At 52.1% G+C, this 21454-nt stretch carries 25 protein-coding genes; 24 read left to right on the top strand and 1 reads right to left on the bottom strand.

The genetic code is table 11. The features are described from left to right. Positions 1–50: 50 nt before the first annotated feature. The 16 genes from EFBL_RS18985 (at position 51) to ald (ending at position 14779) form a co-directional block, all read left to right on the top strand. Complete coding sequence (locus EFBL_RS18985) at positions 51–1703, top strand: acyl-CoA mutase large subunit family protein (RefSeq protein ID WP_096184090.1); 1653 nt, start codon at positions 51–53, stop codon at positions 1701–1703. 73 nt (positions 1704–1776) lie between these two features. Next, a complete protein-coding gene (locus EFBL_RS18980) occupies positions 1777–2184 on the top strand; it encodes a cobalamin B12-binding domain-containing protein (protein WP_096184088.1) in 408 nt (135 codons plus the stop codon). Beyond that, positions 2181–2591 (top strand): methylmalonyl-CoA epimerase, encoded by a 411-nt coding sequence (mce, locus tag EFBL_RS18975; RefSeq protein WP_207907552.1) that lies wholly within the window; start codon positions 2181–2183, stop codon positions 2589–2591. The genes EFBL_RS18980 and mce overlap by 4 nt, the downstream gene beginning before the upstream one ends. 46 nt (positions 2592–2637) lie before the next feature. Next, positions 2638–4158: an acyl-CoA carboxylase subunit beta gene (locus EFBL_RS18970; RefSeq protein ID WP_096184213.1), complete on the top strand. Its 1521-nt coding sequence runs from the start codon at positions 2638–2640 to the stop codon at positions 4156–4158. Between the two features lie 27 nt (positions 4159–4185). Next, positions 4186–4479 (top strand): hypothetical protein, encoded by a 294-nt coding sequence (locus EFBL_RS18965; RefSeq protein ID WP_096184086.1) that lies wholly within the window; start codon positions 4186–4188, stop codon positions 4477–4479. After that, entirely contained in the window at positions 4473–5603 is a 1131-nt protein-coding gene (locus EFBL_RS18960; RefSeq protein ID WP_096184084.1) for a M20/M25/M40 family metallo-hydrolase, read from the top strand. Before EFBL_RS18965 ends, EFBL_RS18960 begins: the two co-directional genes overlap by 7 nt. A 190-nt stretch (positions 5604–5793) precedes the next feature. Continuing rightward, positions 5794–6282, top strand: coding sequence for a hypothetical protein (locus EFBL_RS18955; RefSeq protein WP_096184082.1), 489 nt, complete (start codon positions 5794–5796; stop codon positions 6280–6282). An 85-nt stretch (positions 6283–6367) separates the two neighbouring features. Then, positions 6368–7552: a M20/M25/M40 family metallo-hydrolase gene (locus EFBL_RS18950; protein ID WP_096184080.1), complete on the top strand. Its 1185-nt coding sequence runs from the start codon at positions 6368–6370 to the stop codon at positions 7550–7552. Further along, entirely contained in the window at positions 7549–8736 is a 1188-nt protein-coding gene (locus EFBL_RS18945) for a DUF3866 family protein (protein WP_096184078.1), read from the top strand. The genes EFBL_RS18950 and EFBL_RS18945 overlap by 4 nt, the downstream gene beginning before the upstream one ends. Before the next feature lie 186 nt (positions 8737–8922). Further along, on the top strand, positions 8923–9477 hold the full coding sequence (locus EFBL_RS18935) for an NUDIX domain-containing protein (protein WP_096184075.1): 555 nt from the start codon (positions 8923–8925) through the stop codon (positions 9475–9477). Then, positions 9444–10649 (top strand): endonuclease Q family protein, encoded by a 1206-nt coding sequence (locus tag EFBL_RS18930; RefSeq protein ID WP_341769626.1) that lies wholly within the window; start codon positions 9444–9446, stop codon positions 10647–10649. Before EFBL_RS18935 ends, EFBL_RS18930 begins: the two co-directional genes overlap by 34 nt. A gap of 123 nt (positions 10650–10772) precedes the next feature. Further along, positions 10773–11870 carry a 3-phosphoserine/phosphohydroxythreonine transaminase gene (gene serC, locus EFBL_RS18925; protein ID WP_096184073.1) on the top strand — a complete coding sequence of 366 codons (1098 nt, stop codon included), beginning with the start codon at positions 10773–10775 and terminating at the stop codon, positions 11868–11870. A 118-nt stretch (positions 11871–11988) separates the two neighbouring features. Beyond that, positions 11989–12618, top strand: a complete 630-nt coding sequence (gene spoIIM, locus EFBL_RS18920) for a stage II sporulation protein M (RefSeq protein WP_096184071.1) — start codon at positions 11989–11991, stop codon at positions 12616–12618. A gap of 59 nt (positions 12619–12677) precedes the next feature. Then, complete coding sequence (locus EFBL_RS18915; RefSeq protein WP_096184069.1) at positions 12678–13019, top strand: RNHCP domain-containing protein; 342 nt, start codon at positions 12678–12680, stop codon at positions 13017–13019. 88 nt (positions 13020–13107) lie between these two features. Beyond that, positions 13108–13566, top strand: coding sequence for a ferric iron uptake transcriptional regulator (fur, locus tag EFBL_RS18910; RefSeq protein WP_096184067.1), 459 nt, complete (start codon positions 13108–13110; stop codon positions 13564–13566). Between the two features lie 97 nt (positions 13567–13663). Then, positions 13664–14779, top strand: a complete 1116-nt coding sequence (gene ald, locus EFBL_RS18905) for an alanine dehydrogenase (RefSeq protein ID WP_096184210.1) — start codon at positions 13664–13666, stop codon at positions 14777–14779. A 32-nt stretch (positions 14780–14811) separates the two neighbouring features. On the opposite strand, the gene EFBL_RS20820 is transcribed toward ald, so the two are convergent. Then, complete coding sequence (locus tag EFBL_RS20820) at positions 14812–14961, bottom strand: hypothetical protein (RefSeq protein WP_165912457.1); 150 nt, start codon at positions 14959–14961, stop codon at positions 14812–14814. A 66-nt stretch (positions 14962–15027) separates the two neighbouring features. On the opposite strand from EFBL_RS20820, the gene EFBL_RS18900 reads away from it, so the two are divergent. The 8 genes from EFBL_RS18900 to EFBL_RS18870 all read left to right on the top strand — a co-directional run bounded on the left by EFBL_RS18900 (position 15028) and on the right by EFBL_RS18870 (position 21279). Further along, on the top strand, positions 15028–15273 hold the full coding sequence (locus tag EFBL_RS18900; RefSeq protein ID WP_096184055.1) for a DUF4227 family protein: 246 nt from the start codon (positions 15028–15030) through the stop codon (positions 15271–15273). Positions 15274–15358: 85 nt separating this feature from the next. After that, positions 15359–16246 (top strand): site-specific tyrosine recombinase XerD, encoded by an 888-nt coding sequence (xerD, locus tag EFBL_RS18895; RefSeq protein ID WP_096184053.1) that lies wholly within the window; start codon positions 15359–15361, stop codon positions 16244–16246. 70 nt (positions 16247–16316) lie between these two features. Further along, on the top strand, positions 16317–16466 hold the full coding sequence (locus tag EFBL_RS20815; RefSeq protein ID WP_165912456.1) for a hypothetical protein: 150 nt from the start codon (positions 16317–16319) through the stop codon (positions 16464–16466). Between the two features lie 106 nt (positions 16467–16572). Further along, positions 16573–17073 carry a free L-methionine (R)-S-oxide reductase MsrC gene (gene msrC / locus EFBL_RS18890; protein WP_096184051.1) on the top strand — a complete coding sequence of 167 codons (501 nt, stop codon included), beginning with the start codon at positions 16573–16575 and terminating at the stop codon, positions 17071–17073. Positions 17074–17109: 36 nt separating this feature from the next. Further along, entirely contained in the window at positions 17110–18291 is a 1182-nt protein-coding gene (locus tag EFBL_RS18885) for a phosphopentomutase (protein ID WP_096184049.1), read from the top strand. A 4-nt stretch (positions 18292–18295) separates the two neighbouring features. After that, complete coding sequence (locus EFBL_RS18880; RefSeq protein WP_096184047.1) at positions 18296–19120, top strand: purine-nucleoside phosphorylase; 825 nt, start codon at positions 18296–18298, stop codon at positions 19118–19120. 5 nt (positions 19121–19125) lie between these two features. Then, entirely contained in the window at positions 19126–19947 is an 822-nt protein-coding gene (locus EFBL_RS18875; RefSeq protein WP_096184045.1) for a purine-nucleoside phosphorylase, read from the top strand. 3 nt (positions 19948–19950) lie between these two features. Beyond that, positions 19951–21279, top strand: coding sequence for a pyrimidine-nucleoside phosphorylase (locus EFBL_RS18870; RefSeq protein ID WP_096184043.1), 1329 nt, complete (start codon positions 19951–19953; stop codon positions 21277–21279). Positions 21280–21454 lie beyond the last annotated feature (175 nt).

The following is a 21454-nucleotide window of genomic DNA, read 5'->3' as shown; positions in this document are numbered from 1 at the left end:
TGTGTGCTATAATTAACAAAATAGACAAATTCGGAGCAGGAGGGGGACAAGTGTCAGCCTTTAAAGAGAAACTCGAAGCCTGGAGAGAAAAAGCAAAGAAAGCGATTTCAAAGTTTCCCGAACGGGAGGAACGCTTTGCCACTTCAAGCGACATTGAAGTGGAACGCCTGTATGTCCCTGAAGACGGGGGACAGGAGTATCTGGAGAAGTTGGGATTCCCCGGCGAATATCCCTTTACTCGCGGCATTCAGCCAACCATGTACCGGGGACGTTACTGGACCATGCGCCAATATGCGGGATTCGGTTCTGCCGAGGAGACGAACGAGCGGTTTCGTTACCTGTTGGAGCAGGGCCAGACAGGATTGTCGACAGCTTTTGACCTTCCGACCCAGATCGGCTATGACGCTGATGATCCCATGGCACGCGGTGAGGTGGGCAAAGTGGGGGTTTCGATCTCGTCGCTGGCGGATATGGAGACTCTGTTGAAAGGCATTCCCCTTGACAAGGTCAGCACCTCAATGACCATCAATGCGCCTGCTTCCGTGCTCCTGGCCATGTATATTGCCGTTGGCGAGAAGCAGGGAGTTACTTCCGACAAGCTGACAGGCACCATTCAAAACGACATTTTGAAAGAATATGTGGCCCGTGGCACTTATATCTACCCGCCCCAGCATTCCATGCGGCTGATCACCAACATATTCGAATATTGTGCGGAGAAGGTCCCCAATTGGAATACCATCTCCATATCCGGTTACCACATTAGAGAAGCCGGATCGACTGCCGTACAAGAAGTGGCATTTACCCTGTCCAACGCAATAGCCTATGTGCAGGCGGCGATTGACGCGGGACTTCCTGTTGACAAGTTTGCTCCCCGATTGTCGTTCTTCTTTAACGCGCATAACAACTTTCTGGAGGAGATTGCGAAATTCCGGGCGGCCAGACGGATTTGGGCGAAGATCATGCGTCACCGTTTCAAGGCGCAAGACCCGAAGTCGTGGCAACTGCGTTTCCATACGCAGACAGGAGGTTCTACCTTGACTGCCCAACAGCCGGACAACAATATCGTCCGGGTCACGATTCAGGCTCTGGCAGCTGTCCTGGGCGGCACGCAAAGCCTGCATACCAACTCGCGGGACGAGGCATTGGCGCTTCCAACGGAAGATTCGGCAAGAATTGCACTTCGCACTCAGCAAATTATCGCTTACGAAAGCGGTGTTTCCGATACGGTGGATCCGCTTGGCGGTTCTTATTATATCGAATATCTTACGGACGAGATTGAAAAGCGTGTCTGGGAGTACATCGAGAAGATCGATGAGATGGGGGGGGCCGTGGCGGCCATTGAACAAGGCTACATGCAGCGGGAGATCCAGCATGCTTCCTATCAGACCCAGCTTGAGATCGAATCGGGGAAACAAATTGTGGTGGGCATGAACAAGTTCAAGTTGGACAATGAACCGCAACCGGAACTCCTGAGGGTGAATCCCGAGTTGGGAAGAATTCAGGCGGAACGTTTGGCGAAGCTCCGTTCCGAACGCAACAACGAGGAAGTTCAGAAGCGGCTGCAAGCGCTGAAACAGGCGGCTGAAGGAGACGCCAACCTCATGCCCTACATTCTGGACGCTGTCCGGGCTTATGCTACCACCGGAGAGATTTGCAACGCAATGAGATCTGTGTTTGGCGAATACCGGCCTTCCTTGTTCTAAGCAATGAGTGCCGACCGAACGCTCGCTCAAAACGGATTCAAACGATAACATGACTCGGGAAAGGGGATATTCAGTGGAACACAAAATTCGCGTACTGGTTGCAAAGCCCGGACTGGACGGGCATGACAGGGGAGCTTTGGTAATTGCACAGGGTCTGAGGGATGCGGGGATGGAAGTCATTTACACAGGATTGCGTCAAACCCCGGAACAGATCGTGGCAGCTGCCATCCAGGAAGACGTGGATGTAATCGGACTGTCTTCGCTATCCGGAGCGCATATGGAATTGTTTCCGGAGGTGGTGCGGCTTCTGCAAGCGCAAGGGATCGACGACATCCTTGTCATTGGCGGGGGCGTGATTCCTGACGAAGATATAGAGCCGCTTAAGCAAAGCGGAATTGCGGCGGTCTTCACACCGGGAACTCCCATTCAGGAAACGGCCGATTTTATTCGTGCCCATGTCAAGCGAGGGACCTGCTCATGACCATGCCCTTAAAAATTGACCATCTGGGAATTGCTGTCGAGAGCATCGAGCAAACACTCCCTTTGTATGAGGGTCCGATTGGGCTCAAAATCGTTCACGAAGAAGTGATAGCGGACCAAAAGGTGCACGCAGTGTTCCTGCAAGTCGGGGAGAGCACGGTGGAACTGTTGGAACCTACGGCACCGGACAGCCCGATTGCGATCTTTCTTCAGAAAAAAGGGCCCGGTATTCACCACATCGCTTATGCAGTGGAAGATATTGAAGCGAAACTGGCGGAAGCAAAAGCGGCAGGAATCCGACTGATCGACGAAAAACCGCGTCCGGGAGGGCATGGAAAAATCATAGCCTTCCTTCATCCGAAAGATACATTTGGAGTTTTGACCGAATATTGCCAGCGGATCGACTGACAGTTAACTCTCGGGAGGTATTCGAGTGGAGAGCAAAATCAGAGAAATGGAAGAACGCCGCCGCAAGGTGGAACTGGGCGGCGGGGACAAGCGAATTGCCCAGCAGCATGACAAGGGGAAGCTAACGGCAAGGGAACGGATTGAAATTCTTCTGGATGAAGGAACATTCCGGGAACTGAACCCCTTTATCGAGCACCGGGCGTCCCATTTTGGCATGGATGAGGTGGAGGCTCCCGGTGAAGGTGTGGTGACCGGCTGGGGGAAGATCAATGGCCGGATCGTGTACGTGTTTGCTCAAGACTTCACCGTGTTTGGCGGAGCGCTTGGCGAAATGCACGCGAAGAAAATTGCCACCATCATGGATTTGGCCGCAAAGAACGGTGCGCCCATCATCGGGTTAAATGATTCAGGCGGAGCGCGAATCCAGGAGGGAGTGGCATCCCTGGACGGGTACGGGCATATTTTTTACCGGAACGCGATCTACTCAGGTGTTGTTCCCCAGATTTCCGTCATTATGGGTCCGTGTGCCGGAGGAGCCGTTTATTCCCCGGCCATTACCGATTTTATTTTTATGGTGGAGAAAACCTCCCAGATGTTTATCACGGGACCCAAGGTGATTGAGACGGTAACAGGCGAAAAGATTTCGTCTGAGGACCTGGGAGGCGCGAAGGTGCAGTCCAGCGTTTCGGGAGTGGCACATTTCACGGGGCCTTCCGAGGAAGAAGTATTGAATGAGGTTCGCAGGCTTCTTTCCTTCCTTCCGGAGAACAATATGGAAGATCCGCCGCGGGTGGCGGCACCCGAGGATGACGGATGGATCGAAGAAATGACTGAAGTTGTGCCGGTGGACGGTACCAAGGTTTACGATGTCCGGGACGTGATCCATCGGGTGTTGGACAACGGCGATTTCATGGAAGTACAAGCCACATTCGCGAAAAATGCGGTGATCGGGTTTGGGCGAATTAACGGCCAATCTGTCGGCATCGTGGCCAATCAGCCAAAATTCATGGCGGGTGGCCTGGATATCGATTCTTCCGATAAAATCTCCCGGTTTATCCGGTTCTGTGATTCTTTCAACATCCCGCTGATCACATTTGAGGATGTAACCGGTTTTATTCCCGGTGTTATGCAGGAGCACCGGGGAATCATCCGGCATGGAGCAAAGATTCTCTATGCCTATTCGGAGGCCACAGTTCCAAAGATTACGATTATCCTGCGGAAGGCGTACGGAGGAGCCTATGTGGCCATGAACTCCAAGGCAATTGGTGCCGACCTTGTGTATGCGTGGCCGACCGGCGAGGTGGCCGTCATGGGACCCGAGGGGGCAGCCAATATTATTTTTGCAAAAGAGATTTCAGAGAGCCCGGATCCTGCGGCTATGCGGGCTGCCAAGATTGCGGAATACAAGGAGAAGTTCTCCAATCCATACGTGGCGGCAGCTGCCGGAATGATCGACGATGTGATTGATCCCCGGGAGACCCGCCGCAAACTGAAAGAAGCGCTTGAGTTGCTGCGGAACAAGCGGGATACAAGACCACCCAAGAAACATGGCAACATTCCGCTATAATATGGAAAAAATACTGGAGGGTCAACGGTGGCATTGCGTGAAGACAAACTGAAACAATCTGACGGCATCCGGGATGAAGAAGACGATTCCATTTACGAAGACTGGTTCTGGCGGCCGCTGAAACGCCACCAGACTGAATTTCTGCAGACGGCAGAACCCCGAAACGCATGGCGGGAGTCCGGTCGCCGACTGCAGATTGCCCATCGCATTTCAACACATTTGGAGAGCAAACAAGCACGGTTGGCCTATCTGTATGACAGGGAAAGCGACCGGAAAACGTATCAGGCAACCAAGCAGCAAAAGGGGCGTACAAAGTGGTAAAAGTGAACCGTGAACGGTTGATCCGGCAGTTTGTTGAACTTGTGCAGATCGACAGTCATTCCCGTGAAGAACGTCAAATGGCGGACAAGGTGATTGGGATTCTGCAACCGCTCGGGTTTGATATCCATGAAGATGACACCGGGGCCAAAGTGGGAGGCAATACCGGGAATTTGATTTGCAGGCTTCAAGGGGATCCGGTTCTGCCAACTCTTCTTTTCACTTGCCATTTGGACACTGTTCATCCGGGCAGGGGGATTAAGCCGCAACTGTTGGAAGACCGTGTAACTTCTGACGGAACCACCATTCTGGGGGCGGATGACAAAGCGGGAGTTGCCGGTTTGATTGAGATGGTGCGGGTGCTGCAGGAGCAGAAGCTTCCGCATGGAAACATTGTCCTTGTACTCACGGTATGTGAAGAGGTAGGATTGCTTGGCTCACGCCAACTAAACGGTGACTTAATCAAAGATGCAGATTACGGATTTGCTTTTGACAGCAACGGACCAATCGGCAGAATCGTTACAAAAGGGCCGTCTCAGGCCAGAGTGGAAGTGGTGGTTCACGGCAAAACTGCCCATGCGGGTGTCAATCCGGAAGCGGGGATCTCCGCCATTAAACTTGCGAGTCAAGCCATTTCCCGAATGAAGCTGGGGCGGATCGACGCGGAGACTACCGCCAATATCGGAATGATCAACGGCGGTGTGGCCACCAACATAGTACCGGAACGGGTCGAAATTGTGGCGGAAGCGCGCAGCCTAGTGCAAAGCAAGTTGGATGCGCAGACCGAACACATGAAGGCAACTTTTGAGCAAACGGCAAGGGAAGCAGGCGGTCGTGCGGAAGTCAAGATCATCAGCATGTATCCTGCCTTTGGTCATGCAGATGAGGATCCTGTCGTCCAAATCGCAAGGAGGGCAGCCGAATCGATTGGAGTGGAACCGGTGACCGAGTCATCAGGCGGGGGAAGCGACGCCAATGTATTCAACGGCCTTGGAGTCCCGACGGTGAATTTGGCCATCGGATACGAAAACATACATACAGTTGACGAATATATCCTGCTGGATGATCTCGAAAAAGCGTGCCAACTGATGGTGGCGGTCACACAGCAAGTCCGAAAAAAAGCATAAACGGATAAACATAGCCTATAAAAAGCCGCTTGTGACAGGTAGTACTTTTAGCCTGTACCCAGCGGCTTTGATTGTGTATATAATGAAAGCAAGATCGTTCACCAACAGATTTCCCATAATTGCCTCCTTTCCAAGCTCTTTACTCAGTATGACCCGAACCGCTAAATTCCATGAAAAGTAGGGATGCAACGTGAACATCCTCGCACTGGATCCTGGACACTTGACTGGTTTGATGTACATTCGCTGGGAAGGGAGGAACAAGCCGGTTGCCGTACTGGAACGGGGATTCTTTCGGGAGAAGGAATTAAAGTTCATTCTGGACAGAATGATTCGTCTGAATCCTCCGGATCGCGTCCTGATTGAAAGGACGCAGGCGCATCCGGTTGAAAGCAGAGTCATTCGTTGGCTGGAGGAGAGAAGGAACGTCCCCTACACCGTATCTCCTCATCTGCTGCATGCGATCCTGTTTGGCAGATTGCTTGGAAACCGGGATGAGGAAGGACAGCGAATCCGTATGGACGTGGCAAAGGAGTACGGGATTCCGGGAGTCCTGTCCATGCACGAACTGGACGCGCTTTTGCTGATTCACTTTTTCCTGTTAGAGGCGGAAAAGAGGCATGCGGATCTGGAGGATCCCATGTGGTTTTACGATGTAATCCGGAAACAACAAAGCATATGAATGGTCCAGAAGCTGAACCGCCCGGTTCAGCTTCTGTCATTTTGTGCATACTATTCCCAGGTTTGCCTGTAGGAGGGACAAGGCAATGGTCGAAGTGAACGAGAAGCGGCTTGTGGACCGCTTTGTGCAAATGGTGAAGATAGATTCGCCTTCCTCTCATGAGAGAGAGATGGCCGATTATCTGAGAAAGGAACTGGAAGCCTTGGGGTTTGATGTGGAAGAAGACGATTCCGGAAGAGATTTGCTGCAAAAGCTTGGTGATATAAGAGGGGCAGAAACGGTTCGCTTCGCCGGCAACCTGATCGCCAGGAAGAAGGGGACCGGTCTCCAGACCGACACGATCCTGTTTGCGGCACATATGGACACCGTTGTGTCCAACAAAGGAGTTACTGTGAAAAACGAAAACGGAGTGATCAAAACGGACGGCAGAACCATTCTGGGTGCGGACGACAAGGCGGGAATCGCCGCCATGCTGGAAGCGGCCCAATTGGCAAACGAACAGCAATTGCCGCACGGGGACCTGGAGTATGTGTTTACAATTGCCGAAGAAAGCGGATTGAACGGCGCAAGATTGCTCGACAAAAAGAAATTGCGTGCAAAATATGGTTTCGTGATGGATTCCGGCGGACCGCCGCATGTGGTAATTGGCTCCTCACCGGCAGAGATTGATTTTTGCATTAAGATTTATGGCCAAGCGGCTCATGCCGGAGTAAACCCCGAAGATGGAATCAATGCGTTGGCGGCTGCAGGCCTGGGGCTGTCCAATATCCAAATGGGGCGGATCGATGGGGAGACCACTGTCAACGTTGGAGTTATCAAAGGCGGAGATAAAACCAACATTGTCTGCGATTACGTCGGGTTGTGGGGAGAAGTCCGCAGCCGCAACCAGGATAAGTTGGCGTGGCAGTTGGCCAAGATTCAGACCGCATTTGCCATGGCATGCGAAAAATTCGGGGCCCGGTTTGAGATGGAGGAACAGCCGATCTATTCGGGATTCAACCTGACAGAAGAGGATGAGGTGGTCCAAATCGCCTTCGAGGGCGTTCGCAAGGCCGGCATGAGTCCGGTGCTTGCCGCACGTGGCGGAGGGAGCGACACCAATATCTTCAACGCAGAAGGAATTCCCTCCGTCAATCTTGGAGTCGGTGCTTCCAATGACCATACTCCTGAAGAATCGGTGACGGTGACCGATCTGGTGCAAGCCACACGGCTGGTGCTTGGGATCATGGAGGCAGTTGCAGAACGTGCCGGTGCGGGTGCCAAAGCATGATTCGGATTGAGTCAGGCGTTGTGACCAAGATACTGAGGGAAGCGGAAGGAATACGGGAAATCGAGGTGCTGATTGATAACAAACCGGAGCGGGCAATCCAATACACCAGGCTGTCCGCTCCGGTCGTTCCGGGAGAGGGTGTACTGCTGAATACATCAGCAGTTCGATTGGGGCTTGGCACCGGCGGATATCATTTTGTATTGCCGAAAGCGGCTGTATCGGAACTGGACAGGAATAAGGGACACATTATGAAATTGCGGTATACCCCCGGACAGGTATGTGTCCTGAGTTGTGAGGAACCGGAACATCCCGCTCACCAGTGTCTGAAAGACCAGGATTCGCTTCAGGGAATGCCGGTCGTTGCCGCGGAATTGCATTCGATGATGCCGGCGATAGCAGCAACCGTTTCTTTTCTTGCAGAGAATGAAACAGAAGCATCCACAAGCGGATTACAAGGGGGATTCGGACAGAATGCCGGTTCTGTACGTAGGCCAAGGGTAGCCTATGTGATGACGGACGGGGCGGCTTTGCCGCTATGGTTTTCCAGAACTGTCGAAGAATTGAAAAGCAAGGGGTTGATCTGTGGCACGGTAACAACGGGGCATGCCTATGGCGGAGACCTGGAGGCGATCAATGTTTATTCCGGTTTGCTTGCAGCCAGGCATGTTCTGGATGCGGATCTCGCAATTGTCACCATGGGACCTGGCATTGTGGGAACCGGTACAAAATTCGGGCATACCGGGATTGAACAGGGAATGGTCATCAATGCCGCCGCCAGCCTTAATGGAACCGCCGTTGCCTGTCCCAGAATCTCGTTCAGCGACTCGCGCTCTCGTCATTACGGAGTCAGCCACCATACCCTCACCTCTTTGGCCAAAGTGGCCCTGACCGGAGCTTATGTTCCGGTCCCCGAACTGGAGCCGGAACGTTTGGAGATCGTTATGGGGCAGCTGGAGGAAGCCCACATTCAAACCAAACACAAGGTTTTGGTTCGTGATGGAAGTGTTGTCAAGAGAGCGGCTGTTAATTACGATCTGCGGTTGTCAACCATGGGCAGGAGTCTGGCGGAAGATGAATCGTTCTTCCTTGCTGCCGGTGCAACGGCCTTGTGGGCAATGGAACTTCTGAACGGAATGAGGTTGTCAGCGTCTGTTCAAACAGGCCGCCAGGAGGGAGTTTCTTGAGATTTGGGATTTTTCCCGGAATTCAAAGGGCAGTGGGCTTTCAGGTACTGTTGAAGGGTTGCTTGGCTCCCGCCAAACGAAAGATACAATTTCATTTCGATTCTCCCCTGTCCATTTCAAGTGATATGTGGTACTACTGTATTCAGAGACGGGACAAGTATTCCCATTCGGAGAGGAGCCGAAACCATGAACCATAAACACCTGGCGGAACCCACCGTTTCAACTGAGAAAATCTTTGAAGGAAAAATCATATCCCTGTATGTGGATACAGTGACCTTGCCAAACGGCAAACAGGCAACCCGTGAAATCGTGCATCATCCGGGAGCCGTTGCGGTGTTGGCCCTAACAGAGAAGGACCGGGTGATTCTTGTTCGTCAGTTTCGCAAGCCCTGTGACCGGACACTTGTGGAAATCCCGGCCGGAAAACTGGAACCGGGAGAGGACCCGGCCGAATGCGCCAAGCGCGAATTGTTGGAGGAGACAGGATACACGGCGAAAGAATGGCGTCATTTGCATTCCATGTATACTTCCCCCGGTTTTGCCGATGAGAAGATTCACTTGTATCTGGCCAAAGGGTTGACCAAGGGCCAACAGGAACTGGATGCGGACGAGTTCCTTGACCTGATGGAAGCAGACATGGCGGAAGCGGAGCGGCTGCTCGCTTCCGGCGAAATTGCCGATGCCAAGACGATGGTGGCTTTGTATTGGTGGATGAAGGAGCGTGCAAAGGCAGAGAAGTGATGAACTCTTACTTTCTTGATCTGCATATTCATATCGGACGCACTCTGGGAGAGCAAGCGGTCAAGATCACCGCGTCCCGCGACCTGCGTTTCTTTGAAATTGTCAGGGAAGCTGCGGAACGCAAAGGGATCGACATTGTAGGGATCATTGATGCCGCTTCGCCTCCTGTCCTGACCGAAATTCAGGATCTGGTACGGAGAGGGGAACTGGTTCCGCTTCCCGGTGGAGGCTTGAATTATAAGGACAAGACCACGGTTCTGCTGGGAGCGGAAGTTGAAACCGGCGGACCCCGTGGGGGAGCGGCCCATTTTGGAATCTGGATGCCCGATGTGGATTCCATGCGGGAATTCTCCTCCTGGCTGGCGGAAAGAGTTACAAACCCGGTGTTGTCCTCTCAGCGTGCCCGCTGTACTGCTTTGGAATTACAGGACAAAACGGCTGAACTGAAAGGAATGTTTATTGTCAATCACGCTTTCACCCCGCACAAGAGCGTCTATGGCAACTGTGTGGACAGAGCCAGTGAGATGCTGGATCTTGCGAAAGTGACCGCCCTTGAATTGGGGTTGTCAGCCGACAGCGAATTGGCCGACTTGTTTTCCGAACATGACCATCTCACTTACGTATCCAACTCCGATGCCCACTCGCTTGCCAAGATCGGAAGAGAGTACAACAGGATCCAGGCTGCGGGGACCGGTTTTCGTGATGTGAAGAACGCGCTTTTGCGTCTTGAGGGGCATGGAGTAATTGGCAATTATGGATTGGCCCCGCGTTTGGGAAAATACCATCGGACCTATTGTCTGGAATGCAATGAAGTGGTGCGGGCCGACCCGCCTGTTTTTACCTGTCCTTTGTGCGGCGGGAGCAAGGTCGTGCCGGGGGTGATTGACAGGATCCATGCGATTGCCGATCGCACCAAACCTGTGCATCCGGGTCACAGACCCCCCTACCATTACCAGATTCCCTTGGAGTTCATCCCGGGAGTGGGCAGAAAGGTCATGGACAGGCTGCTGGAGGCTTTCGGTACAGAGATGAATGTGCTGCATCAGGCAAGGGAAGCGGAACTGAAAGACGTGGTCGGAGAGCGAATCGCAAGAGACATTGTCAGTGCGAGAAACGGGACTTTAAGACTTGTTGACGGTGGGGGCGGCAAGTATGGAAAAGTTACATTGTGACAGTTTGTACGGTCTGGTGCATTTTTTTCTAGATGGCGGAAAGCTTCTATGCTATCATATGAGTTATAATTTTTCGCAAAATCCCTTACAAAGATCAATCGGGAGATAAGGAGAGAGAATCCAGTGCTGAAGCAGGTTCATCGAGCTTACAATTTCAATGCGGGTCCTTCCGCGCTTCCGCTGCCCGTTCTGCAAAAGGCGCAGGAAGAACTGGTCGATTTTCGCGGTTCCGGAATGTCCGTAATGGAACTCAGTCATCGAAGCGCGCTCTATGAAGAAGTTCATAATGAGGCGATCTCGCTTTTGAAGGAATTGTATGGAATTCCAGAGGAGTATCATGTGCTGTTCCTGCAAGGCGGCGCCAGCTTGCAGTTCAGCATGGTGCCAATGAATTTCCTGCCGGCGGACAAGAAGGCCGGCTATGTGATGACCGGGGCCTGGGCGGAAAAAGCTTTGGCAGAAGCGAAGTTGATCGGAGAAGTATTTGAAGCGGCCAGTACCAAAGAGGAAGCGTACCGCCGAATTCCACAGTTTGATGAACTGAAGTACGAAGCGGGTACCGCCTATCTGCATCTTACATCGAACAATACCATCTACGGTACGCAATGGACCGATTTTCCCGATACGGGCGATGTGCCTTTGATTGCCGACATGTCCAGTGACATTTTGTGCAAACCGGTGGATGTCTCCAAATTTGCCTTGATCTATGCCGGTGCCCAGAAGAATCTGGGACCTTCCGGCGTTACCGTGGTGATTCTCCGACCCGACATGCTGGAACGGGCTTCCAAGAATTTGCCGACCATGCTGCGGTACGCCACCCATGTCAAGAACAATTCCCTCTACAATACACCGCCCACCTTCGGAATTTACATGCTTGGAGAAGTTTTGAAATGGGTCAAGACAATGGGAGGAACCCGCGAACTGGAACGACTCAACCGGGAGAAAGCTAACTTGATCTATGACGCAATTGATAACAGCAACGGCTTCTATCGTGGTCATGCGGAACCCGGCAGCCGATCGCTGATGAATATTACCTTCCGCTTGCAATCGGAGGAGCTGGAAAAGAAATTTTTGGCAGATGCCAAAAAAGAAGGCTTTGTCGGCCTGAATGGACACCGTTCCGTCGGCGGCTGCCGGGCTTCCGCCTACAACGCGGTTCCGCGTGAAGCGTGCCAGGCGTTGAGAGATTTCATGATCCGTTTCCAAACCGAGAATGCTTGAGTACAGAGGCCCGAGGGCCTCATTTTTTTGACTATCAACAGATTGCTAGATTCAGGTGCTAACTTCTGCTTGTCCTGCATATAGTCGTAGGGATAGCAGGACAAGGAGGTTGCCCTTGATGGTTCGGAGTATGAAACTTGCTGCCGCCCGATATATGCAGGAAAACGCCAAACTGTTTGTCTATACGATCATTTTGTTTATTGTGGGAGTCCTATTCGGTGCGATTGTGGTAAACGCTCTGGCGAACGGACAGAAAGCGGATCTGTTTACCTATTTAAGAGGTTTTTTCGGTCTGGTGAATGATAACCATCTGCCCGATTCGGCGTATGTGACCTGGCACTCGATCGCAACCAACCTGAAAATGCTGGGGCTTATCTGGATCCTGGGTCTTTCCATTATCGGCCTGCCCTTGATTGTAGTCCTAATCTTTCTGAAAGGGTTTACCATCGGTTTTACGGTTGGGTTCCTGGTTGAAAACTTCGCCAGCAAAGGGTTGATGTTTGCCGTTCTGGCCGTACTGCCGCAGAACCTGATCATCGTACCCAGCCTGATCATAGCCGGGGTTGCAGGCACAGCCTTCTCCCTTATGCTGGTCAGATCCCGCTTTACCCAGAACATCCCGCTATATCAGAAATTCCTTTCCTACACCGGACTTGTGTTGGTGTTGGCAGTTTTCATGATAGTTGCATCCTTTGTCGAAGGCTATGTCAGCCCGTTACTGATGAAAATGATTACCCCCCATCTGTAGGCGTTGGAGCGGTTGGAATTTTGGAGGCAGCGGAGGTATAATCAGAAACGGTGATTGTTATGAGCGAAACACCGAAGTTTACCGTTCGAAACGAATCTTTTACCTGCATCCGGTGTGGAACCGAAGTCCGACCGCTTGCCTCAGGGGGATGCAGGAACCACTGTCCCGAATGCTTTTACTCGCTGCATCTGGATGTGAATCCCGGTGACCGGGCTTCCGAATGCAAAGGGATTCTGGAACCGGTTGCGATTGAATCCCACAGCAAAAAAGGGTACATGATTGTCCATCAATGTCAAAAATGCGGACACCGGACCCGAAATAAAGTGGCCTTGGAGGATACCGATCAACCGGACAACCTCAGCCGTTTGCTGGAACTGATGCAAAACCCTCCCCGCGTTTGACACCGCACGACGCTTTTTCATATAATAAGGCTAGAAAGTTAGCCTTACGCAACTTATTGACGCAGCCAGTTTCGGGAGGGGTCTTCGAATGCTAGATCGATTAAACCAGATAAAGGAGCAACTGCATTCGAAGTCGTTCAAGCTTACCCCACAGCGGGAAGCCACCCTGAAAGTGCTGCTGGAAAATGAAGAAGCCCACCTCAGTGCGGAAGAAATCTTCATGTTGGTCAAACAAAAGGCGCCGGACATCGGATTGGCTACGGTTTACCGCACATTGGACCTTTTGAGTGATTTGAAGATCATTGAGAAACTGAACTTCGGCGACGGCATGGCCCGTTACGAATTTCGCTCCGATGATCATCCGCATCACCATCATCACCTTATTTGCCTGAATTGCAACCGGTTCTTCGAAATTGAGGATCTTTTGGACTCCCTTGAGGAAAAGGTGGAGAGGGAACACAAATTCAAAATTATCGACCATCGTGTCAGTTTTCTCGGTTATTGCGAGGACTGCCGTGGTGAAATGGAGGAAAAGCACTCGAACTGATTTCGAGGCTTTTTATTTTGCTTTTCCAATTGATTGGTATATAATTCAATCTGGCAGGACACAGTTTAGGACAAGCTGAACGAGGGGGATGGCAGAATTGATCATCGGAGTGCCGAAAGAAATAAAAAACAACGAGAACCGGGTGGCGATCACGCCTGCCGGTGTGGAAGCGTTAAAGAACAACGGACACGATGTGTACATTGAGAGATCGGCCGGTCTTGGATCCGGATTTGCCGACGAAGAGTATACGGCAAAAGGAGCGGTGATTCTGGACTCGGCAGCGGAAGTTTGGGCCAAGGCCGATATGGTGATGAAAGTGAAAGAACCTCTGCCGGAAGAGTACGGGTATTTCCGGGAGGGGCTGATTCTTTTTACCTATCTGCACCTGGCTCCCGAACCGGAATTGACAAAAGCTCTGCTGGATAAGGGGGTTGTGGCGATTGCCTATGAGACTATCCAGTTGGAGGACCGTTCCTTGCCTTTGCTGATGCCGATGAGTGAAGTGGCAGGCCGTATGGCGGTGCAAATTGGTGCCCAATTTCTGGAAAAACCTTACGGTGGAAAAGGAATTCTCCTGGGAGGAGTCCCCGGAGTGCCGCCTGCGGAGGTTGTAATTATCGGCGGGGGTGTGGTTGGCACCAATGCGGCCAAAATGGCGCTTGGAACCGGTGCACGTGTGACGATTCTGGATATCAACCCGGACCGTCTCCGGTATCTGGATGATATTTTCGGCGGGCGGCTCACCACTGTGATGTCCAATTCCTACAACATTGAACAGGCTGTTCGCAAAGCGGACCTGTTGATTGGCGCCGTATTGATTCCAGGTGCCCGGGCTCCAAAACTGGTTAAGGAATACATGGTGCAAGGGATGTCGAAAGGATCCGTCATCGTGGACGTAGCTATTGATCAGGGCGGTTCGATCGAAACCATCGATCGTGTCACCACCCACTCCGAACCTACTTACGAAAAGCATGGAGTCGTCCATTACGCGGTGGCCAACATGCCGGGGGCTGTAGCCCGCACTTCCACTTTCGCCCTGACAAACGTCACCTTGAGTTATGCGCTGCAGTTGGCGAACAAAGGATACAAAGCAGCCATTGCCGAGAACAAGGCACTTGCCTTGGGTGTCAACATTATAAATGGAAAAGTCACCTACGAAGCGGTGGCAACCGCTCTCGGCCATACATATGTCCCGTTGGAACAGGCCCTTTAAGCAACGGAAAAGCCCGCATTGCGGGCTTTTTATCAATTTTCCGCCTTGAAAGCCATCAGCAGTATGGGACTGCCAGCCTTTTCGGTAAGTTCCTGTTCCAGTTTTTGCAGTTCTTCCACCTGGGATTCCGTCAATTGTGCAGGGGGGAACTTGCGCAGATAATTGTTTGGCGGTTCCGTCATGTCCACACCTCCTGACTGTATCATTTTTCCGTTGTCGTGTTCATATGCATCAAGGGGGGTGCTTGTATGATCATATCGCTGAGGCGAATCACCAGGTGGATTCATATTGTGATCCTGGTTGGCTTATTTTCTTTTGTGCTGTTCAAGATGATGGAGGTGGTGCATGTATGGATGCAGCCTGTCAACAAATACCGGGAACCCCGCGGGGATTCGCTGAAAGTAAACTCGGACCTGAACCTGGAGCAAAGACCGGGATACCTGGTTGACGGAATCATCCAAAGGCTTAAAGTCTTCTATATGACAGGGGAATAGAAGAAGGTGCCAATCAGTGTCCAGAAGGAAATTCTCCCTTCGCGTAGAATACTTACTATCGCAAGCAACGAAGGGAGTCTGATCAATGGACAGGTTGATCGAACGGTTTATCCATTATCTTGCAGTTGAACGGGGCCTTTCGCAAAATACGCTGGAATCGTACCAGAGGGACCTGATTGCATATACCGAATTTTTAAGAAAAAACGGGATATCCGACATCAACCAGACACGCCGTGCGAACATTATCGCCTATCTGGCGGAGATGCAGAAAATGGGACGAGCCACTTCCACGATTTCCCGTACTTTGGCCAGTACCCGGGCATTCTACGGGTTCTTGCTGCGGGACGGACTGATTGATGGGGACCCCACATCCAATTTGGAATCGCCTAAGATTGAGAAACGACTGCCGCAGGTGTTGTCTGTGAAGGATGTGGAAGTGCTTCTCGAATCACCCGATTTGAGAACACACACGGGATTGCGGGACAAGGCCATGTTGGAGCTGCTGTATGCCTCCGGCATCCGGGTATCGGAGCTGGTTTCGCTCAATCTGGAGGACGTGAATTTGAATATGGGCTTTCTCAAGTGCTACGGCAAAGGGGCCAAGGAACGGATCATCCCTCTGGGTGGCGTAGCTCTCAAGATGTTGGGCGAATATCTGAATCGGGCAAGACATAAACTGGTCCGGGATGAAACGGAACTTTCCCTGTTCGTGAATCACCACGGGCAGCGGCTGACCCGTCAGGGTTTTTGGAAGATTATCAAAAAATACGCGAAAACGGCCAACATTCAAATCAAAATTACACCGCATACCCTGCGGCATTCCTTTGCCACCCACTTGTTGGAAAACGGAGCGGACCTTCGGTCCGTTCAAGAGATGTTGGGACATGCGGATATCTCTACAACGCAGATCTATACGCATATCACGAAATCCCGGCTGAAAGAAGTCTACGCAAAAACTCATCCCCGGGCTTAATTGACCGTCATGTTTCAGTAAATCCTGTCGTATACTGTGATGGACAGGTAAGCGGGAAGGAGACGGTCATATGGGAGTGCTTGCCTTTATCGCAGGTCTGGTGTTTGTCGCTACGTTACTCGTTCTTCTGGCAACGTTCAAGCAGTTGGGGAATCAACAGAGCATCTCGGACGCACAAGAGGAAGCCCGCAAAGATACATATTCGGGTCCCATGGTTTAGCTGGCATCTCTCGGGTATGACAGGCCCGTCCGGGATGCTTTTTTATTTCAGAATATGGTATTTTAATAACGGGCAACCTTCGAACTGACAGAGAGGAGAAACAAACTTGTCGTTCTCAATTGAGAGAATCTCTGGCACCAAACAGGATTTTTATCTAACACTGGCAGAACAACTTGAGCATTTGCTGGAAGGGGAAACCGATTGGCTGGCCAATTTGGCAAACGCGTCTGCCCTGCTTTGGATGCAGCTTGATGATATCAATTGGGCAGGCTTTTATTTGTTGAAAGAAGGGGAACTGGTCCTGGGACCGTTTCAGGGAAAGCCTGCTTGCGTCCGTATCCCCGTAGGCAAAGGGGTCTGTGGAACTGCAGCGGCAACCAAAGCAACGCAACTTGTCAGGGATGTTCACCAGTTCCCAGGACATATCGCCTGTGATGCGGCTTCACGCTCGGAAATCGTGGTGCCGATCCTGATTGGGAACCGGGTGGTGGGAGTCCTTGACATTGACAGTCCGATTCTTGCCCGGTTTGACGAAACAGATCAAGCAGGACTGGAGTTGTTCACAAACAAGTTGAAAGCGATGATCGACTGGGACCGCATTGCCTGAGACAACCGGCATAATTTGCCTGAAAGGAGACTCATCATGAACGGATACAACCGTGTGATCCTCATAGTGTTGGACAGCTGCGGCATAGGAGAGATGACGGATGCGGCGGATTACGGGGATGTGGGTGCAAACACCATCGGCAACATAGCCAGAGCGGTTGGCAGCCTGAACGTACCCAATATGGCTAAGCTCGGATTGGGAAGGATTCACCCCATTCAAGGCGTTCCCACAGCCCCTGTGGCAGGTGCATATGGAAAAATGGCCGAGCAGTCGGCCGGCAAAGATACCACCAATGGCCATTGGGAAATGGTCGGAGTGAAGCTGGAGCATCCGCTCCCCACCTATCCGGAGGGATTTCCCCGGGAGATCATGGATGAATTCGAACAGCGGATCGGCCGCAAAACATTGGGCAACAAACCGGCTTCCGGGACTGAAATCCTGAAGGAACTCGGTGATGAACATATGCGCACCGGGTTTCCCATTGTATACACTTCCGCTGACAGTGTGTTTCAGATTGCAGCTCATGAAGAAGTGATACCGCTTGACGAGCTCTATCGGTATTGCGGGATTGCGAGGGAGCTGCTGGTGGGGCCGCACGGGGTCGGACGGGTAATTGCCCGCCCGTTTGTCGGATCCAACGGTCAGTTTACAAGAACTGCAAACCGACGGGATTATTCCTTGCTGTTTGGACGAACGGTGTTAAACGAATTGCAGGATGCGGGGTTAGAGGTCATCGGAATCGGCAAGATCGAAGACATTTACGGCGGTTCCGGCATCACCGGAGGGGTTCATACGGAAGACAACATGGACGGGGTGGACAAAACCCTCGACTATATGAAGAATGTGGACAGAGGCTTGATCTTTGCCAATCTCGTGGACTTTGACGCCAAATACGGTCACCGCAACGACCCCGCCGGGTTTGCCAGGGCCATCGAACAGTTTGACGGGCGCTTGCCGGAAATCGTTGCGGCCATGCGGGAAGACGACCTGTTGATTTTGACTGCCGATCATGGATGTGACCCGACTACGGAGGGAACGGATCATACCAGAGAATTTGTTCCGGTGCTGCTTTATGGCAAGCACATGCAGTCGGCAATTGACATCGGCACCCGGGATACGTTTGCCGATTTGGGAGCCACGATTGCGGAGAATTTCGGTGTTCCGAACCCGGGTATCGGCACCAGCTTCTATCAGATGATCAAACGGCAGGAGGCGTAAAAAAATGGCAGAATTGCTGCATAGAATACAAGAAGCGGCCAAGGCAATCAAAGACAGGGTACAACCTGTTCCCGCCGTCGGCCTGGTATTGGGTTCGGGGCTGGGGGTTCTGGCCGAGGAAGTACAGGACGCCATCCGGGTTCCTTATGGCGAGATTCCCCATTTTCCCGTATCTACGGTTGAGGGGCATGCCGGACAATTCGTGTTTGGGACGTTTGCCGGCAAGTTTGTGGCCATGATGCAGGGACGCTTCCATTATTACGAAGGGTATTCGCTGGAACAGGTCACCTTCCCGGTTCGCGTTATGAAACAGTTGGGTATTGATACCATTATAGTGACCAATGCCGCCGGCGGGATCAATCCCGAGTGGGAAGCGGGAGATCTGATGCTGATTCGCGACCATCTCAATCTCACTTCGCAAAACCCGCTGATCGGACACAACGAAGCCGATTTGGGACCGCGATTTCCCGATATGTCCGACGCATACAACCGGGAATTGCGTGAATTGGTGAAACAGGTTGCCGACAAACTCGGCATCGGTTTGCGGGAAGGAGTTTATGCGGGGCTGACAGGTCCAAGCTATGAAACGCCCGCAGAGATCCGGATGCTTCGCAAGCTGGGTGGCGACGCGGTTGGCATGTCGACGGTACCTGAAGTAATCGTGGCCAAGCATATGGGAATGCGGGTTATCGGGATCAGCTGCATCTCCAACATGGCTGCGGGAATTCTGGATCAGCCCTTGAGCCATGATGAAGTCATGGATACGGCGGAACGGGTCAAAAGCAAATTCAGCAGCCTTGTCCGCGAAATTGTCAGGGAATTGGAGTGAAAGCGATGACCTTTGTCCAGAAAATTGAAGAAACCGTAACATACATACGTTCAAAATCGAATCTTACACCCCGGGTGGGTTTGATTCTGGGATCGGGCCTTGGCGTATTGGCCGACGAGATTGAGAACGCCACCATCATCGATTTTGGGGACATCCCGAACTTTCCCGTATCTACAGTTGAGGGGCATGCAGGTAAATTGGTAATCGGCATGCTTGAGGGCTGTCCGGTTGTTGCCATGCAGGGAAGATTTCATTTCTACGAAGGGTACACCCAGAAGGAACTGACATTTCCGGTTTATGGAATGAAATTTCTCGGTTGTGACACACTGATTGTCACCAATGCCTGTGGGGGCATGAACCGAAACTTCCAGCCAGGCGATTTGATGCTGATTGCCGATCACATCAACTTCACGGGAAGCAATCCGCTGATCGGAGCCAATGACCCGAAATTGGGACCCCGTTTCCCCGACATGTCGCAAGCTTACAATCGTGAGTTGATTGCAATTGCCGAGAGAACGGCCGTGAAAATCGGGATCAAAGTGCAGAAAGGTGTGTATGCGGCCATATCAGGACCCGCTTACTGCACTCCATCGGAACTGATTATGTTGAGAAACCTGGGGGCCGATGCCGTGGGAATGTCGACTGTGCCCGAGGTCATTGCGGCAAACCACACGGGGTTGAAAGTGCTGGGGATTTCCTGTGTTACCGACATGGCCATTGGGGAGGAGCTTGAACCGCTTACGCATGAGCAAGTGGTGGAAGTGGCCAACCGGACCCGTCCCAAGTTTATTACACTCGTCAAAGGCTTTCTGTCAGAGGTGCGTTGACCGATGCGCATGTACGACTTGATCCGCAAAAAGCGGGATGGGGAAACTTTGAGCAAGCGGGAGATTGAATACATTGTCCGGGGGTTCACCGATGGTTTGATTCCCGATTATCAGATGGCAGCCCTTGCCATGGCCATCTATTTCCGCGGGATGGACTCCCGGGAAACGGCCGATTTGACAATGGCGATGGCTGCTTCCGGAGAGATGGTGGACCTGTCCTCCATTGAGGGTGTCAAGGTCGATAAACATTCGACCGGCGGTGTTGGCGACACCACCACATTGGTATTGGCGCCGCTTGTGGCGGCAGCCGGTGTTCCCGTCGCCAAGATGTCCGGAAGAGGATTGGGCCACACCGGGGGAACCATCGACAAGCTGGAATCCATTCCGGGTTTTTCCGTGGAATTGACGGAAGAACAATTTGTTCAAAACGTAAACACCATGAAACTGGCTCTTATCGGACAAACGGGGGAAATCGCTCCTGCCGACAAGAAGTTATATGCACTTCGGGATGTAACGGCAACTGTTGATACAATCCCGTTGATTGCCAGTTCCATCATGAGCAAAAAATTGGCTGCCGGCGCGGATGCCATTGTGTTGGATGTGAAAACCGGGGAAGGGGCCTTTATGAAAACGCAGGAAGGATCCTTCTCCCTGGCCAAAGCGATGGTGGACATCGGAACGCAGTTGGGGCGCAAAACAATTGCAGTCGTCTCCGATATGAATCAGCCCCTTGGATATGCCATCGGCAATGCGTTGGAAGTGAAAGAGGCAATTGATACACTTCAAGGCCGCGGACCTGGCGATTTGGAGGAACTGTGTCTGGAGCTTGGTTCCCACATGCTTGTCCTTGCCGGCAGAGTTCCCGATCAAGATGCAGCCAAGGATCTGTTGCGGGAATTGATCGCATCGGGAGCCGGTCTGGAGGCGTTGAAACGCTTTGTGCAAGCCCAGGGGGGAGACCCGTCCGTGATCGATCAACCGGAACGATTGCCGCAAGCCAAACGGTTTGAACCATTCCTGGCCGGGGAAGACGGGTATGTCTCTTACATTCATGCGGAAGTGGTCGGCACCTGCGCCATGATGCTGGGTGCCGGGCGGGAACGGAAAGACTCCGTAATCGATTTGGCTGTTGGAATCGTGCTGAAGAAAAAAGTCGGCGATCCGGTAAAAAAGGGAGAACCCTTGGCAATCCTCCACGTCAATGACGAGTCGAGGCTTGATGAAACACTTGCTTTGCTCAGGGGTTCCTTTGAGATTCATCCTTCTCCTGTACCCAAACCGCCGCTGATTTATGGAATTGTGACAAGCGAAAAGATAGACCGTTATTACTAGTCAATTATCAGTGACAAGATCGAATGATTAAATCCCTCCCATGGTGGCACACTAGCTTTAACTATCAAAGGAGGGAATCACTGTATGCGGGGTAGGAATCTCAAAAAATCACTCCTGACCTGTTTGGCGGCCGGAATCCTTACAGCGGCGAATCTCATTCCCGCAGTTCCTGCTG

It is taken from the genome of Effusibacillus lacus (genome assembly GCF_002335525.1).
Lineage (GTDB): Bacteria > Bacillota > Bacilli > Tumebacillales > Effusibacillaceae > Effusibacillus > Effusibacillus lacus.
This window is presented reverse-complemented; position numbering and strand designations above follow the sequence as displayed.